Source organism: Microbacterium sp. WCS2018Hpa-9 (assembly GCF_031843745.1).
Lineage (GTDB): Bacteria > Actinomycetota > Actinomycetes > Actinomycetales > Microbacteriaceae > Microbacterium.
Genome location: NZ_JAVTIY010000004.1, coordinates 297578 through 312875, shown reverse-complemented (window position 1 = coordinate 312875; position 15298 = coordinate 297578). Strand labels below are relative to the sequence as shown.

Annotated in this window: 16 protein-coding genes; 12 read left to right on the top strand and 4 right to left on the bottom strand. The window is 68.8% G+C overall.

All coding sequences use genetic code 11. From position 1 onward, the window contains the following. The first annotated feature begins 188 nt into the window (after positions 1–188). A complete protein-coding gene (locus RQG82_RS10815; protein WP_311259089.1) occupies positions 189–1559 on the top strand; it encodes a peptidoglycan DD-metalloendopeptidase family protein in 1371 nt (456 codons plus the stop codon). Positions 1560–1632: 73 nt separating this feature from the next. Here the strand turns inward: RQG82_RS10815 and RQG82_RS10810 are convergent, their stop codons facing one another. Both RQG82_RS10810 and RQG82_RS10805 read right to left on the bottom strand, forming a co-directional pair. Next, the gene (locus tag RQG82_RS10810; RefSeq protein WP_042536967.1) at positions 1633–2124 is read right to left on the bottom strand and encodes an inorganic diphosphatase; all 492 of its coding nucleotides are present in this window, start codon (positions 2122–2124) and stop codon (positions 1633–1635) included. 52 nt (positions 2125–2176) lie between these two features. Beyond that, on the bottom strand, positions 2177–2848 hold the full coding sequence (locus RQG82_RS10805; protein WP_311259088.1) for a TMEM175 family protein: 672 nt from the start codon (positions 2846–2848) through the stop codon (positions 2177–2179). 77 nt (positions 2849–2925) lie between these two features. Here RQG82_RS10805 and tilS point away from each other — a divergent pair, with 77 nt between their 5' ends. After that, positions 2926–3912 (top strand): tRNA lysidine(34) synthetase TilS, encoded by a 987-nt coding sequence (tilS, locus tag RQG82_RS10800; RefSeq protein ID WP_311259087.1) that lies wholly within the window; start codon positions 2926–2928, stop codon positions 3910–3912. A gap of 97 nt (positions 3913–4009) precedes the next feature. On the opposite strand, the gene RQG82_RS10795 is transcribed toward tilS, so the two are convergent. After that, on the bottom strand, positions 4010–4600 hold the full coding sequence (locus RQG82_RS10795) for a DUF937 domain-containing protein (RefSeq protein WP_311259086.1): 591 nt from the start codon (positions 4598–4600) through the stop codon (positions 4010–4012). 139 nt (positions 4601–4739) lie between these two features. Here RQG82_RS10795 and hpt point away from each other — a divergent pair, with 139 nt between their 5' ends. The 10 genes from hpt to RQG82_RS10745 all read left to right on the top strand — a co-directional run bounded on the left by hpt (position 4740) and on the right by RQG82_RS10745 (position 13409). Then, positions 4740–5291 carry a hypoxanthine phosphoribosyltransferase gene (gene hpt / locus RQG82_RS10790; RefSeq protein ID WP_311259085.1) on the top strand — a complete coding sequence of 184 codons (552 nt, stop codon included), beginning with the start codon at positions 4740–4742 and terminating at the stop codon, positions 5289–5291. Positions 5292–5371: 80 nt separating this feature from the next. Continuing rightward, positions 5372–7372, top strand: a complete 2001-nt coding sequence (gene ftsH, locus RQG82_RS10785) for an ATP-dependent zinc metalloprotease FtsH (protein WP_311259084.1) — start codon at positions 5372–5374, stop codon at positions 7370–7372. Between the two features lie 3 nt (positions 7373–7375). After that, entirely contained in the window at positions 7376–7981 is a 606-nt protein-coding gene (gene folE, locus RQG82_RS10780) for a GTP cyclohydrolase I (protein WP_311259083.1), read from the top strand. Further along, positions 7978–8778 carry a dihydropteroate synthase gene (gene folP, locus RQG82_RS10775; protein WP_311259082.1) on the top strand — a complete coding sequence of 267 codons (801 nt, stop codon included), beginning with the start codon at positions 7978–7980 and terminating at the stop codon, positions 8776–8778. Before folE ends, folP begins: the two co-directional genes overlap by 4 nt. Positions 8779–8781: 3 nt before the next feature. Continuing rightward, a complete protein-coding gene (folB, locus tag RQG82_RS10770) occupies positions 8782–9174 on the top strand; it encodes a dihydroneopterin aldolase (RefSeq protein WP_311259081.1) in 393 nt (130 codons plus the stop codon). Then, positions 9171–9710 (top strand): 2-amino-4-hydroxy-6-hydroxymethyldihydropteridine diphosphokinase, encoded by a 540-nt coding sequence (gene folK, locus RQG82_RS10765; protein WP_311259080.1) that lies wholly within the window; start codon positions 9171–9173, stop codon positions 9708–9710. The genes folB and folK overlap by 4 nt, the downstream gene beginning before the upstream one ends. Continuing rightward, positions 9707–10186, top strand: a complete 480-nt coding sequence (locus RQG82_RS10760) for a DUF3180 domain-containing protein (protein ID WP_311259079.1) — start codon at positions 9707–9709, stop codon at positions 10184–10186. Before folK ends, RQG82_RS10760 begins: the two co-directional genes overlap by 4 nt. Beyond that, positions 10140–10736 (top strand): PH domain-containing protein, encoded by a 597-nt coding sequence (locus RQG82_RS10755; protein WP_311259078.1) that lies wholly within the window; start codon positions 10140–10142, stop codon positions 10734–10736. The genes RQG82_RS10760 and RQG82_RS10755 overlap by 47 nt, the downstream gene beginning before the upstream one ends. Further along, a complete protein-coding gene (locus RQG82_RS10750; RefSeq protein WP_311259077.1) occupies positions 10733–12712 on the top strand; it encodes a PH domain-containing protein in 1980 nt (659 codons plus the stop codon). Before RQG82_RS10755 ends, RQG82_RS10750 begins: the two co-directional genes overlap by 4 nt. Further along, positions 12705–13409: a DUF2520 domain-containing protein gene (locus tag RQG82_RS10745; protein ID WP_311259076.1), complete on the top strand. Its 705-nt coding sequence runs from the start codon at positions 12705–12707 to the stop codon at positions 13407–13409. Before RQG82_RS10750 ends, RQG82_RS10745 begins: the two co-directional genes overlap by 8 nt. Positions 13410–13411: 2 nt before the next feature. On the opposite strand, the gene RQG82_RS10740 is transcribed toward RQG82_RS10745, so the two are convergent. Then, positions 13412–15250: a DUF2207 domain-containing protein gene (locus RQG82_RS10740; protein WP_311259075.1), complete on the bottom strand. Its 1839-nt coding sequence runs from the start codon at positions 15248–15250 to the stop codon at positions 13412–13414. Between the last annotated feature and the right edge of the window lie 48 nt (positions 15251–15298).

Below are 15298 nucleotides of genomic sequence, written 5' to 3'. Positions count from 1 at the left end.
TTGCCGACGCTCAAGCATAAGGGAAGATCTGAGCAAAACGCGAATCGAGGGCGAGCCTGCTGTCGCCCGGGCGTGTTCAGGAGGACGATGGACTTGTATCGCTGTGTCCTCTCGCGCTGTCCGCCTCCTGGTGCGTATGTGAAAGAAGTTGTTAGTGTGGCATTTGTGAAACCGGCGGAAGGGGCCGAGTGAACGACAAGGACTCCACGACGAATGCTGCTGCGGCGGCATCCGACGACTGCGGCTGCGCGCCGACGCCCGCAGAGAGCCGTGCGTTCTGGAAGGACCGCTCGGTCACCCGTCGCGGCGCCCTCACTCTCGGCGCGCTCAGCGTCGCCGCCCTCAGCGCCTTCGGCGTCTCCAACGGGGTGACCGCCGCGTACGCGGCGACGTATCCCAGCTGGGACGACGTCCAGAACGCCATGAACAACGAGGCCGCGAAGGCAGGCGAGGTCACGCGCATCGAGGGGCTCATCCAGTCGCTCAAGCAGCGGGTGGCAGACGCGCAGGCCAAGGCCGTCCTCGCCGGCGAGGAGTACAACGCCGCCCAGCTGGCGTACTTCGACGCCATCGCCGTCGCAGATGAGCTCCAGTCGAAGGCCGACGAGCAGGCGCTCGTCGCCGACGACGCGACCAAGAAGGCCGCCCAGCTCGCCGCTCAGCTCTATCGCAACGGAGGCGATGACACCGCCCTCGAACTCTTCTTCGCCGGCTCGGCCGACAACGCCGACCAGCTGCTCTCTCGTCTCGGGACGATGGACAAGGTCTACCAGTACAACCAGACGGTGCACGACAACGCGGTCGCCGCACGCAACTCGGCCCAGGCCCTCACCGATCAGGCCGTCGTCGCCCGCACCGAGCGCGACCGCCTGCAGCAGGTCGCCGAGCAGAAGATGATCGAGGCGCAGGCCGCGGCCGATGCTGCTCAGGCCGCACTCGACGAGCAGTCGGCCAACCTCGCGACGATGCAGGCACAGCTCGCAGCCCTCAAGGACGCGACGGCGACGACCGTGGCCGGCTACCAGGAGGGCGTGCGCGTCGCGGAAGAGGAGCGCAAGCGCCGCGAAGCGGCCGAGGCTGCTGCTGCTGCCGCTGGCAATGGCGGCGGAGGCGGCGGCGGAGGCGGAGGTGTCGGCGGATCACCCGGTGCCGGCGGCTGGGTCCGACCGCACGGCGGCTACCGGAGCGCCGGATTCGGCTCTCGCCCCAAGCCCTGCGCCGCCTGCTCGGGCTACCACTACGGCGTCGACCTCGCGAACGGCTGCGGTGCGGCGATCTATGCAGCGCAGTCGGGCACCGTCGACTACGCCGGCCCCCGGGGCAACTACGGCAACTACATCCGCATCCAGCACGGCGGCGGAGTCTCGTCCGGTTATGCCCACATCAGGGACGGTGGATTCGCCGTGCGCAGCGGCGCCTGGGTGAACTCCGGTCAGGTCATCGCCTACGCGGGCAACACCGGAGCATCCGTCGGCTGCCACCTGCACTTCGAGGTGTACATCAACGGCGCGTACACCAACCCGATCACCTTCCTCGCAGATCGCGGCGTCTCGGTCTGAGATCCGCGTCGGCGACGACGAAGACCCCCGGCCGCTGTGCGGATCCGGGGGTCTTCTCCGTTGCGGCGAGGGGTCAGTGACCCTGCTCGCCGAAGCGGACGATCGCCTCGTCGAGGATGCGCTGCGCCTCTGCGGCGTCGCCCCACGCGTCGACCTTGACCCACTTGTTGGGCTCGAGGTCCTTGTAGTGCTCGAAGAAGTGCTCGATCTCCTTCTTGGTGAACTCGGCGACATCGCCGATGTCCTGGATGTGCGCCCAACGGGGGTCCTTCGACAGCACGGCGACGAGCTTGTCGTCCCCGCCGGCCTCGTCGCTCATCTTGAGCACGGCGACCGGGCGCACCTCGACGACGACGCCGGGGTAGATGGCGTGGTCGAGAAGCACGAGCACGTCGAGCGGGTCGCCGTCCTCGCCGAGGGTGTTGTCGAAGTAGCCGTAGTCGGCGGGGTACCCGAAGGTCGTGTAGAGCACGCGGTCGAGGTGCACTCGTCCGGTCTCGTGGTCGACCTCGTACTTCACGCGGCTGCCGCGCGGGATCTCGATGACGGCGTCGTGTGCGCCCATGCGTGTGCTCCTCAGGAAAAGTTCGGTTGGATGCCGCCGACCAGCCTACCTTTCAGTGATCTGAGTCGTTGCGCGCATCATTCATGCCACGCCCTCGCCCGCCTCGGGTGGAGGCGTGATCCAGCAGGCGTTCGAGAGGGCCGGACAGGATGACAAGCAGCAGCGCCGCATAGCCGATCGGGTGCACCCACGCCGCAATCGGGAGAGCGATCAGGAACAGGACGATCGCAGCGACGTCTCCGAGGACACCACGCCGCAGCACATCGGAGGGGAGATCGGTGAGAGCAGGATGCCGTCGGAGGTAGACCTTCGCGGCGAGTGTCGTCACCTGGGTGAGGATCAAGGTCCCGATGTAGACCGCCGTCTGCAGGGGGTCCTCATCCATCTGGCCGAGCATGGCGGTAGGCACAGGAAGCCACACGATCGTGACCATCCAGGCGATGTTGATCCACAACAGCCCACCCGTCATGCCCTTCACCCCGGCGTACAGCCGATGATGCTCGAGCCAGAACGACGCGATCAGAACGAAGCTCAGGGCGAAGCTCAGGAGCTGTCCGTGGTGCTCCTCGAGGAACTCAGCCGTGCTCAGGTCGGCGGCACCTGCGTCCGACACTGATTCGAGCAACGGCAGGATGAGAAGTGTCATCGCGATCGCGACGACCGCGTCGACGAAGGTCGTGAACCGTTCGGTGCTGTACTGCTGCCCGCCCAATCGATCTGCCACGGCGCCAGGTTAGGGCCATCACCCCTTCGAGCGCGACCCGTGCGCGACGATCCCGGCTCGTGATCTACCGTGGGACTGTGCCGTCGCTCTCACCCGCCATCGCCGAGATCCGCCTCGCCGTGCGCACCGCGCTCGCCGACCTGCCCGAGGGATCGGCCGTCGTCGTCGCTCTCTCCGGAGGAGCCGACTCGCTCGCGCTCGCCGCGGCGACCGCGTTCGAAGCCCCGAAGCTCGGAATCCGGGTGGGCACGCTCACGGTCGATCACGGCCTTCAGGACGGCTCGGATGCTGTCGCTGCACGTGCCGCGCGCACGGCGGCGGCCCTGGGGCTCGACGCGCTCATCGCCCGGGTCGAGGTGGGCGAGGAGGGCGGTCCCGAGGCTGCGGCCCGCGACGCGCGGTACCGGGTCTTGAAAGATGCCGCAGCGGATGCCGGCGCCTCAGCCGTGCTGCTCGGACACACACTCGACGACCAGGCCGAGACGGTGCTGCTCGGCCTCGCCCGCGGATCCGGGGCGGCGAGCCTGCAGGGGATGGCACCGGTGCGCGAAGACGATGACGGGCTGCGCTGGGTGCGGCCGCTGCTCACGGTGCGGCGGGAGACCACGCGCGCGTTCTGCACGGCATCCGACCTCGAGATCTGGGACGACCCGCACAACGCAGAGCATCGCTTCGCGCGGGTGCGTGTGCGCGACCGCGTGCTTCCCGTGCTCGAAGCGGAACTCGGCCCCGGCATCGCGGAGGCGCTGGCGCGCACAGCCGAACAGCTGCGTGAGGACGCAGAGGCGTTCGACGAGATGATCCACGAGACCATCGAGGACATCGTCGAGCATGCCGAGGCAGGGATCTCGGTGAGCGTCGCTGCTCTCGCCGCCAATCCGGCCGCGCTTCGCAACCGGATCATCCGGCTCGTGGTCGACAGCGAGTTCGGCGCGAGCCTCACGCGCCTGCAGACTCTCGAGGTCGCGAGGCTCGCCACCGACTGGTCGGGTCAGGGGCCCATCGACCTGCCCTCATGCTCTGCGGCCCGACTGGGCGGGCGCATCGTCTTCACCGCGCGCTGAGCGAGACGAAGCGCGCGCCAGGTCGGCTCACGACGTTTCGTCCCCGTCGACTTCGTCGTCGTCGCTCACCGACCTGGGAGGTGCTGGTCGTCGCGTCCTACTTCTTGCCGCCGAGGATGCCGCCGAGCAGGTCTCCGATGCCTCCACCGCCCGAAGACTTTCCGCCGCCGAGGATGCCGCCGAGCAGGTCTCCGATGCCGCCGCCGCCCGACGAGCTGCCGCCGCCGAGCAGGCCGCCGATCACATCGCCGATGCCGCCGCCGCCCGACTGCGACTCTGCAGTCCCGGGCTTCGCGGACTTGTCCTTGGTGGCGTTGGCGATCAGGCCCATCACGATCGGAGCGAGGATCGGGAGGAGCTTGCCGAAGTCGATCCCGGCGGTCTCCTTCGACTCGGTGAGCTTCTGGGTGACCTTCTGCTCGTCGTCGCCGAGGATGTGCGAGACGATCTTGCCGCCGTCGGCCTGATCGATGTCGTCGACCTTCGCGGCGCCGGTCCTGCCCTCGTGGCGCTTGAGCGCGTTCTCGATCGCCGCAGAGCCCTCAGTGGTGGACGCGTTCTTGGCGAGGCCGCCGAGGAGCACGGCGCCGCCCTGTTCGACCGCCTCTTTGGCGACGTCGGGGGAGACTCCGAGCTTCGCGGCGATGTCGTCGATCGGGACCTGCGTGAGGATGTCGTCGAGTGCCATGGGTGAATCCTTCCGTCTGCGGGCGCACGCCCGTTCAAGCGCCAGAGTAGTGCGGATGCCGGACCCGCATCCGGAATTCTGGTGGACGATCTGCGGATCCTGTGCGGGACCATGCCGGTGCGTCACCTAAAATCGATCCATGCGCGCCGCGGAGATCCAGGACGACCTTGCTCAGATCCTCGTCACAGAGGAGGAGATCATCGCCAAGCTCGATGAGCTCGCGACCCAGGTCGCGGCCGACTACGCGGGCAAGGAGATCATCCTCGTCGGCGTGCTCAAGGGCGCGGTCATGGTCATGGCCGACTTCGCACGTGCTCTTCCCTTCCACGCCCCGATGGACTGGATGGCGGTCTCGAGCTACGGCGCGAGCACCAAGTCGAGCGGCGTCGTGCAGATCCGCAAGGACCTCGACACCGACCTGAACGGCAAGCACGTGCTGATCGTCGAGGACATCATCGACTCGGGCCTCACCCTCAGCTGGCTGCTCGAGAACTTCGAGTCGCGCGGTGCGGAGTCGATCGAGGTACTCGCACTGCTGCGCAAGCCCGAGGCCGCGAAGGTCGTCATCGACTGCAAGTACGTCGGCTTCGACATCCCCACCGACTTCGTCGTCGGCTACGGCCTCGACTACGACGAGCGCTACCGCAACCTCCGCGATGTCGCGGTGCTCGCTCCGCACGTGTACAGCTGATCGGGCGCCCGAGCGCACCTCTACGCCGTGGGTGAACGCACAGCGGCCACCTAGGGCCCGCGCGATACGCTGATCCGACCATGGATGTCAAGAAGCTCACTCGGAATCCGCTGATCTACGTCGCTCTGATCGGTCTGCTGCTGTTCGGCGGCTTCCTGCTGATCTCGAACCTCGGCGCGCCCAAGCAGATCACGACCCAGGAGGGTCTGGAACTGCTCTCGGGCAAGACGGTCACCGAGGTCGTGAACACCGACGGAGACCAGCGCGTCGACATGACCCTGTCGAAGGCGTTCGAGGGCGCAGAGAACGTGCAGTTCTACTACGTCGACGCCCGCGCCGAAGAGGTCGTCACGGCGATCAACGCCGCCGACCCGAAGGACGGCTTCAACGACGCCGTTCCTCGCGCGACGTGGTTCGACGGCATCCTCTCTCTTCTTCTTCCGCTCGTGCTGCTCGGCCTGCTGTTCTGGTGGCTGCTCTCGTCGATGCAGGGTGGCGGCAGCAAGGTCATGCAGTTCGGCAAGTCCAAGGCGAAGCTCGTCAACAAGGAGAGCCCGACGGTCACCTTCGCCGACGTCGCCGGTGCCGACGAGGCGATCGAGGAGCTCCACGAGATCAAGGAGTTCCTGCAGGACCCTGCCAAGTTCCAGGCCATCGGCGCCCGCATCCCGAAGGGCGTGCTGCTGTACGGCCCTCCAGGAACCGGAAAGACGCTGCTCGCCCGTGCCGTCGCCGGCGAGGCGGGGGCCCCCTTCTACTCGATCTCGGGTTCTGACTTCGTCGAGATGTTCGTCGGTGTCGGCGCATCGCGCGTCCGTGACCTGTTCAACCAGGCCAAGGAGAACGCGCCCGCGATCATCTTCATCGACGAGATCGACGCCGTCGGCCGCCACCGCGGCGCCGGCATGGGCGGCGGAAACGACGAGCGCGAGCAGACGCTCAACCAGATGCTCGTCGAGATGGACGGCTTCGACCCGAACGCGAACGTCATCGTGATCGCGGCGACGAACCGCCCCGACATCCTCGACCCGGCACTCCTTCGTCCCGGTCGTTTCGACCGTCAGATCGGCGTCGACGCCCCCGACCTGCGCGGTCGTCAGAAGATCCTCGAGGTGCACAGCAAGGGCAAGCCGCTGGCCAAGAGCGTCGACCTCGAAGTCGTCGCCCGCAAGACCCCCGGCTTCACGGGTGCCGATCTCGCCAACGTCCTGAACGAGGCCGCGCTGCTGACCGCGAGGTCGAACGCGCAGCTGGTCGACAACCGCGCACTCGATGAGGCCATCGACCGTGTGATCGCCGGCCCGCAGCGCCGCACCCGCGTGATGAGGGACAAAGAGAAGCTCATCACCGCGTACCACGAGGGCGGCCACGCTCTCGCGGCTGCGGCGATGAACTACACCGACCCCGTCACGAAGATCACGATCCTGCCCCGAGGCAAGGCTCTCGGCTACACGATGGTGCTGCCGCTCGATGACAAGTACTCCATCACCCGCAACGAGCTGCAGGACCAGCTGACCTACGCCATGGGCGGTCGCGTCGCTGAGGAGATCGTGTTCCACGACCCGACGACCGGCGCCTCGAACGACATCGAGAAGGCGACCTCGATCGCCCGCAAGATGGTCATCGAGTACGGCATGACCACACAGGTCGGTCCGGTCAAGCTCGGCAGCGAGGGCGGCGAGCCCTTCGCCGGTCGCGACATGGGCCGGGGACGCGAGTACTCCGAGAAGGTCGCCGAGCGGGTGGACGCCGAGGTGCGGGCGCTCATCGAGCAGGCTCACAACGAGGCGTACGAGGTCATCAGCGCCAACCGTGACATCCTCGATCGCCTCGCCCTGTCGCTGCTCGAGGAGGAGACCCTCGACCACAACCAGATCGCCGAGATCTTCACCGAGGTGAAGAAGCTCCCCGAGCGTCCGCTGTGGCTCTCGAGCGAGGACCGCCCCGTGTCGGAGCGGCCTCCGATCGAGGTGCCGAAGAAGGACGTCTCGCTGGTCGCGTCGGTCGAAGCGCCGGCGTCGGCTCCGCGCACGCAGCCCGGATCGGCGGGAGCCGGCCAGGCTCGACCAGCGACGGCCTGACCCGTGTCTGTCGACCGCGCGCGTGTCGAGCGGCTCACCAGGGAACTGCTCGAGGCGATCGGAGAAGACCCTGATCGTCCGGGGCTGAAGCAGACGCCGACGCGCATGGGCGATCTCTATGCGGAGTTCTTCGCGGGCGTCGGCGAGGATGCAGCGGCTCCTCTCGCGCACACGATCAGCGTCGCTCGAGGCCCAGCTCCCGACACGCTTCCGTCGGGTGCTGTGCTGCTGAGGGACATCCGCTTCCGGTCGGTGTGCGAGCACCACCTGCTGCCGTTCGCGGGACGAGCGCACATCGCGTACCTGCCGGGGGAGCAGGTCGTCGGACTCGGAGCGCTCGTGCGCGTGGTCGAGATCCTCGCCGGTCGCCCCCAGGTGCAGGAGCGCCTCGGCGAGCAGATCGCCGACACGATCGCGGAGCACCTCGACACCCGTGGCGTGCTCGTCGTGCTCGATGCGAGCCACGGCTGCGTGACCATGCGCGGGGGACGACAGCCGGAGGCCTCGACGCTCACCATCGCCGCCCGCGGCGAATACACCGAGCCGATCGCCCGGGCCGAGCTCATCGCGCTGATCGGGTCTTCGGGCTCGGGGATGGCTCACGGATGACAGGCATCTGGGGAATCGTCAACGTCACGCCAGACTCGTTCAGCGACGGCGGCCGGTACCTCGACGTCGATCGGGCCGTCGAGCACGGCCTGCGGCTGCGGGCCGAGGGAGCCACCGTGCTCGACGTCGGCGGCGAGTCGACCAGGCCAGGTGCCGAGCGGGTGGGAGCCGAGGTCGAGCAGGAGCGCGTGCTGCCGGTCATCGAGCGCCTCGTCGCCGCGGGTGCGCCCGTGAGCATCGACACCATCAACGCATCGACCGCCGCGGCAGCAGTGCGGGCAGGAGCGCGGATCGTCAACGACGTCTCCGGCGGGCTGGCCGACGCCGACATGCTCGCCGCGGTCGCAGAATCCGGCGCGGACTATGCGATCGGGCACTGGCGCGGCTTCTCCTCCGACATGTACGCGCACGCCGAATACCGTCGTGCCGCCCGCGAGGTCGCGGGCGAGCTGCAAGAGCGCATGGGCGCGGCCGCGGCATCCGGCATCGCGCCGTCGCGACTGATCGTCGATCCGGGCATCGGGTTCTCGAAGAAGGGCGACCAGAACTGGGGTGTGCTGCGCGGAATCGACGAGATCGTCGCCCTCGGACCCCGCGTGCTCGTCGGCACCTCTCGCAAGAGGTTCCTCGCGGAGACCATCGGCGCCGACCCGATGGCGGTCTCAGAAGCGCGACGCGACCTCGCCACCGCCGTCACGAGTGCGCTCGCCGCTCGCGCCGGGGTCTGGGCCGTCAGGGTGCACGATGTCGGCGCCACCCGCGATGCTCTGGCCATCGTGCACGCCTGGGAGGGTTAGACCATGGATGTCCTCGACGAGATCGTCCTGACAGGACTGACCGTGTTCGGTCGGCACGGCGTCTACGACCACGAGCGCGAGAACGGCCAGGAGTTCACGATCGATCTCCGCCTCAGGATGCCGCTCAACGACGCCGCCGCATCGGACGATGTCGCCGACACCGTGCATTACGGAGAGCTCGCCGAGAAGGTCGCCGAGGTCGTCGCTGGCGAGCCGGCGAACCTCATCGAGACGCTTGCAGAGCGCATCGCCGACGTCGCGCTCGCCGACCCTCGGGTGCACGCCGTCACCGTCACCGTGCACAAGCCGCACGCCCCGATCTCGCTCACGTTCTCTGACGTCGCCGTCACGGTGCATCGGGCGCGGCAGCGATCCGCCGAGGAGGCATCGCGATGAGTCGCAACCTGGCCACCCCGCCGAGCCTTCCCGGCCCCAGACCCGGCCGGGAGGAAGCCGTCGCCGTCGTCGCCTTCGGCGCGAACCTCGGCGATCGCGAAGACACGATCCGCGCCGCAGCCGAGCGCATCTCACGGCTGCCGCTGGTCAGAGACGTGCGTCTGTCGTCACTGTTCGAGACGGTGGCGCTGCGGCTCGACGGGCCGGATCCGGAGGCCCCGGGATACGTGAACGCGGTCGCGCTGGTCACCACGCGCCTCGCCCCGTCGATCCTGCTCGGCATGCTGCACGCGATCGAGGACGAGCACGGACGTGAGCGTCATGTGCGCTGGGGTGATCGGACCCTCGACCTCGACCTGATCGCATACGGCGAGGAGTCGGCCGACGGCGACGGCATGCAGCTGCCGCATCCCCGGGCCTTCGAACGACTGTTCGTGCTCGAGCCGTGGCTCGAGCTCGACGGTGACGCCGTGCTTCCTGGCAAGGGGCGCGTCGCCGAGCTCGTCGCCGACCTGCGCCGCCGGGAGCACTCATGAAGCGCACCTCGCTCGGACTTCTGGTCGTCCTCGCCGTCCTCGCGGCCGCCGGGGGTTTCGTCCTCGACCACGTGCTGACCACGATGGGGCGAACGACGTTCACCCCGTCACTGCTGCTGCCCGTGCTGCTGCTGCTCATCGCCGCGGCCTCGCTGGGCGTCGCCTGGCCGGTGCGTGCGAGCGTTCGCAACGGCATCCGCATCGACCCGTTCCGCGCGACCCGTGCGGTGACCCTCGCCCGCGCGTCGAGCCTGGTCGGGGCGATCATGGCCGGGTTCGGCGCGGGGCTTCTGGCCTTCCTTCTCTCCCGGCCGATCGATCCCCCGGTAGGGTCGACTGTGGCGATGGTGGCACTGATCGGAAGCGCGATCGTGCTCGCGGTCGTCGCGCTCACCGCCGAACAGTTCTGCACCCTGCCGAAGGATCCTGATGACTCAGAACCCAGAGATCGAGCCGGGGACCCCGGCACCGCTTAGTTCGGCGGAGGTCACCGACCTCGCGGCCCTCGACCAGGGCACGTACTCGCAGCTGCGCACCGCGCGCAACGAGGCGAGGCTGGAGCTCGACGGCACCTGGCATCAGATCTCGCCGCGCTACGTGGTCTCGCAGGTGCTCCAGAATCTGATCTTCGTCGCGTTCGTGCTGGCTGCGGCCCTCGTGCTGGCGCTGGTGCTCGACCAGACCTGGGTGTGGATCCCGGCCGGCGTCATCGTGCTGATCACGCTGATCACGCTGGTGATCCTTCCCCGGCAGGCCAAGGCCATCGGATACATGCTCCGCGACGACGACATCGTCTTCCGCAAGGGCATCCTCTGGCAGCGCATGATCGCCGTGCCCTACGGCCGCATGCAGCTCGTCGACATCACGCAGGGGCCCCTCGATCGTGCCTTCGGCGTCTCCCAGCTCAAGATGGTCACCGCTGCCGCGACCACGGGCGTGCAGATCCCCGGACTCGCACAGGCTGCCGCAGAGGCGCTGCGCGACACCCTGATCGCCGTCGCCGAGACCCGCCGGACGGGCCTGTGAGCGAGCAGCCTTTCCCGTCGCCCCCGACGGCGGCCGAATCCCCGGCGCGGGCGGCCACGCTCGCCGACGGCGAGTGGCACCGGATGCACCCGCTCACCCCGCTGTTCAAGGGCGGGCTGGCGCTGATCATCATCGCGGGCATCGCGATCGCCAACCTGCGCGATCGGCTCATCGCCTGGTTCGTCGAGATCTTCACGCCCGAAGAGGTGCACTACGACGACTACACGGGCGGCGATCCCGTCGACTGGGTGTTCGAGAACAACCTGCTCATCGTCGTGCTGCTCAGTGTGCTGGCGCTCGTCGCCGTGCTCGTGCTCGTCTTCTGGTTCGTGTGGCGGTTCCAGCAGTTCCGGATCACCGGCGATCACGTCGAGGTGCGCAAGGGCATCGTCTTCCGCTCGCACCGGCGTGCGCCGCTCGATCGGGTTCAGGGCGTCAACCTCACTCGTCCGTTCCCCGCGCGCATCATCGGACTCGCGAAGCTCGAGGTCGTCGGCGCGGGCACCGACTCCAACGTCGAGCTCGAGTACCTCGCGACTCCGCGCGCAGAGGCGGTGCGAACCGACATCCTGCGCCTGGCCTCGGGTGCGCGCGCGGCCAGACTGACAGCCGCGGATGCCGCAGCCGGAGTGCGGCCCTCGGATGCCGCAGGCCCCGTCGCCGGAGGGACTGGTTCGGCGCGAGCGCAGATCGTCGGGTCGGTGAACGCCGGGGTCAATGATCTGATCAGCGGCGTCGACCTGGCCGATGTCGAGCCCGAGAGCGTGGTCAAGATCCCGACGGGTCGCCTGGTCGGATCGCAGCTGATCTCGAGCGTGCTCTGGTTCGTCTTCTTCGGGATCATCTTCGGTGTGGCGGTCGGCGGCATCGCGATCGGCTCCCTGATCGACGGTGATCCGATGGGCGGTTTCCTCGGTCTCGGCATCACGCTGGGCATCGGGATCCCGATGATCATTGCGATCGTCGGAATCACCTGGGCGCAGATCTCGAAGTCGCTGCGCTATTCGATCGCTCCGACGCCCGACGGCGTGCGCATCACCTACGGTCTGCTCACGACCGTGACCGAGACGCTGCCTCCGGGCCGCATCTTCGCCGTCGAGGTCACGCAGTCACTGCTCTGGCGTCCGTTCGGCTGGTGGACCATCAGGATCAACCGCATGAGCGGCAAGAGCGCCGCGCAGCAGTCGTCAGGCTCCGCGCAGCAGTTCAACGTCGTGCTGCCGGTCGGCAAGCGCGCCGACGTCGAACGGGTGCTCGCGCTGATCCTGCCGGATGCGCCGGTCGCCGACATCCCGCTCGTCTGGGAGCACGGCATCCTGGGTCCGATCGAGGGCGATCCCTATCGGACGATGCCGCGGCGCGCATGGTGGCGCCGACCGGTGTCGTGGAAGCGGCACGGCTTCGCGCTGACCGAGTTCGGACTGCTGCTCAGGCGCGGAGTCGTCTGGCGCAAGCTGGCCATCTTCCCGCTCGCACGGCTGCAGGGCGTGTCGCTCTCGCAGGGGCCCATCGACCGCGCGCAGCGTGTGTCGGGTGCGCAGGTGCACTCCGTGCAGGGCCTCATCACGGGGTATCTGTCGGGTCTCGAGCGCGACGACGCTCTGTACCTGCTCGACGGCGTGAGCCCGGCAGCGGTCGCCGCCGCAGCGCGGGATCACACGCACCGATGGGGCGAGTACGTGACGGATGCCGAGGGTGCGCAGGTTCCCGGGTACCCGGGTGCCGGGGCGGACAACGCCGCGCCGGCTCTCGGGGCGCCTGATCTTCCGACTGCCCCGCCTGTGCCTCCGGCCGCTCCGGCTGCACCTGCGCCGCCTGTGGCTCCGCCGCCTGCGCCGCCTGTGGCTCCGCCGCCTGCGCCGCCTGCGGTGCCGCCGCCTGCAGCGCCGGTGCCGCCGCCTGCAGCGCCGGTGTCTCCGCCTCCCGCGCGTCCAGTGTCGCCACCGCTGGCGCCGCCGGCTCCGAACGGTGAGTGATCCGTTGCGCCGTGATGGCCGCCTCGGGGTGGGCATCATCGGCGCCGGGCGCGTCGGCCCGGTCATCGGCGCGGCTCTCGCCGGAGCGGGCCACGCGATCACCGGGATCACGAGCGGCTCGGACGACGACCGAGCGTCAGCAGTGCTGCCGGACGTGCCGATCCTCGATGCACTCGAGGTCGTGCGTCGCAGTGAGCTCGTCGTGGTGGCCGTGCCGCACGACCAGCTTCCCGCTCTGATCACGGGCATCGCGGAGGTCGGAGGCTGGCAGCTCGGCCAGCTCGTGCTGCACACCGACCCCGGTCACGGCATCGAGGTGCTGCGTCCGGCGGCCGCGAACGGAGCAATCCCGCTTGCCGTGCATCCGGCGATCGCCTTCACGGGCACCTCGGTCGATCTGCGTCAACTGCAGGCGAGCTATGCGGCGGTCACTGCTCCGGCGGCAGTGCTGCCCATCGCGCAGGCGCTGGCCGTCGAGATGGGGTGCGAGCCGGTGGTGATCTCCGAGGCGGATCGTGAGGCCTATGCCGACGCGATCCAGACCGTCACCGAGTTCTCTCGCTCGATCATCGCGCAGTCCACCTCGCGCCTCGGCGAGCTCGGCATCGAGAACCCGGGCGGATATCTCTCCGCTCTGGTGCAGTCGACCGTCGAGCGGGCGCTCCGAGACGCATCCGGGCCGCAGCCGCTCCTCTGAGGTCAGCGGCCGCCTGAGAAGCCGCCGCCCCCGCCGCCGCCGGAGAAGCCGCCGCCGAATGATCCGCCGGCGCTCGACGAGCTGCTGGCGCTCGGCGCCGAGTACGTCGCGGAAGCCTGAGAAGAAGCGGCGAACGCGATGAGCTGAGCGTGGACGAACGGCCTGCTGGGGTCGCCGATCCACGTCGCCCCACGCTGCTCGAAGGCGTACACGTGCTCGAGCAGGGCCCCCCACTCGTTCTCCATGCCGAACAGCATCGCGTAGGGGAGAAGGCGCTCGTAGACGACGATCACGTTCGCACTGCCGTCTTGCCGCCGCTCGGCACCGGAGTATGACTGCAGCATCTGCAGCCGATCGGCTTCGGCGACGCGGATGAACTCCCGCACACCCATGAGGTACTCGTACTGCCGAGCGCCCTCGGCCGAGAGCACCGTGTGCCTCGAGAAGCTGTAGAAGGACGACAGGAAGACCAGGAGCGCGCCGAAGGCGATCGCCACGAATGCGGGAATCGCCGTGACCCTCCCTGAGATGATCCCCCACATGCCCAGGCCGAAGCCGACCAGCACGATGGCGATCGCGCACCACTGCAAGATCATCGCGCCCCTGCTGCGCGCCTTCGCGGTGAGCCCGCGCGAGACCGCCGCCTCGATGCCGTGCTGCGACAGGGTCTTCATGCGCGCGGCGAACTCCTCGCTCGAGCCGGGGAGCTCGGCGACGCCGTCGGAGTCCGCGCCCGCGAACAGAGCGTCCAGCGCCTCGACATCGAGCTGGTCGGGGATCCGGCCGCCCGGAAGGCGTCGCAGCCGTGGCTGTTCGGCGTCTGCCCCCTCTTCGATGCGGAGCGTGCCGCGCACGGCCAGGTGGATGATCTCAGCGGGGATCGGGTCTTTGGCTCCGGGGACGATCGCGGCGGCCAGCAGCGGCGGCAGGGAGTCCGGCACGTCGTACTGGGCGACGATGATGCCGCTCGCCGTGCGCCGGCTCCTCTTGAAGGCCGCGACGGCGAACCAGCTGGCGATCGAGAGCCCGAGCCCGCCGAGCGCGGCGATCGCGGGCACGGTGTCTGACACGGGGTTGGGCTGCCGAGCCGAGGGCTGCGCGGCGGTGCCCGACTCGAATCCGACGGCGATCGTGATGCCCTCGCCGGGCGACAGCTCGCTCGCCTCGACGCTGAGCTGCGAGCCGTCGGAGGATGCGGTCAGGTCGCACTCGTCTGTCGAGCCCTGGTAGCCGGCATAGCAACGGGCGTCGCCGGTCATCCGATCGGTCATCGTCTCGTCGAACGCGACCTCGGCGTGGAAGTCCTCGATCGGCTGCGTGCTGTCGAGCGGGAGCAGGTCCCAGTAGAACTCGTCGACGCCGGAGTCGGCCGCGAGGATCACGTCGCGCATCTCGTATTCGATGACGTAGGTCGTGAGTCCGCGCACGTAGTCGTCGTCGCCGGTGAGGATCAGTAACAGCCCGTCCTCTTGCTCGGTCTCGTAGGGCACGTCGGCCCCCGTCTCGTCGGTCACGGACAGCACACGCGGGTCGAGCCACGCATTCTCGTAGCTCGTCGGCAGCCCGCGGACGATCCCCTTGTTCTGGTCGATGTCGGGGAAGCGTGCCGTGAGGGTCTCCGTGACGTGCATGCGGGCGCGACCGTCGTCGTCGAGTCCCACCTGGTAGCGCGCGTCCCACGACGCGTAGGAGAAGTCGTCGACATCTGCGCGGACCGCCGTCGCACCGGCCGCGGGGGCTGCGGGCAGCGCTGCTGCGACGGCGGGCACCGCTGACGCGAGCGTCGCGGCGGCGGCGAGACCGATCGTGGCGAGAGTGCGGGCGAGTCTGTTGGCTGCCATGCTTCGAGGCTACCCAGACTCGACCGCGGGGTGAGGGACGCGACCTCG

What these genes read in the sequence shown, in the direction of transcription:
- RQG82_RS10810 (WP_042536967.1), bottom strand. Translation starts at nt 2,124, where the DNA reads ATGGGCGCACACGACGCCGTCATCGAGATCCCGCGCGGCAGCCGCGTG.
- RQG82_RS10795 (WP_311259086.1), bottom strand. Translation starts at nt 4,600, where the DNA reads ATGGCACTCGACGACATCCTCACGCAGGTCCCGATCGACGACATCGCC.
- hpt (WP_311259085.1), top strand. Translation starts at nt 4,740, where the DNA reads ATGCGCGCCGCGGAGATCCAGGACGACCTTGCTCAGATCCTCGTCACA.
- ftsH (WP_311259084.1), top strand. Translation starts at nt 5,372, where the DNA reads ATGGATGTCAAGAAGCTCACTCGGAATCCGCTGATCTACGTCGCTCTG.
- folP (WP_311259082.1), top strand. Translation starts at nt 7,978, where the DNA reads ATGACAGGCATCTGGGGAATCGTCAACGTCACGCCAGACTCGTTCAGC.
- folB (WP_311259081.1), top strand. Translation starts at nt 8,782, where the DNA reads ATGGATGTCCTCGACGAGATCGTCCTGACAGGACTGACCGTGTTCGGT.
- folK (WP_311259080.1), top strand. Translation starts at nt 9,171, where the DNA reads ATGAGTCGCAACCTGGCCACCCCGCCGAGCCTTCCCGGCCCCAGACCC.
- RQG82_RS10760 (WP_311259079.1), top strand. Translation starts at nt 9,707, where the DNA reads ATGAAGCGCACCTCGCTCGGACTTCTGGTCGTCCTCGCCGTCCTCGCG.
- RQG82_RS10755 (WP_311259078.1), top strand. Translation starts at nt 10,140, where the DNA reads ATGACTCAGAACCCAGAGATCGAGCCGGGGACCCCGGCACCGCTTAGT.
- RQG82_RS10740 (WP_311259075.1), bottom strand. Translation starts at nt 15,250, where the DNA reads ATGGCAGCCAACAGACTCGCCCGCACTCTCGCCACGATCGGTCTCGCC.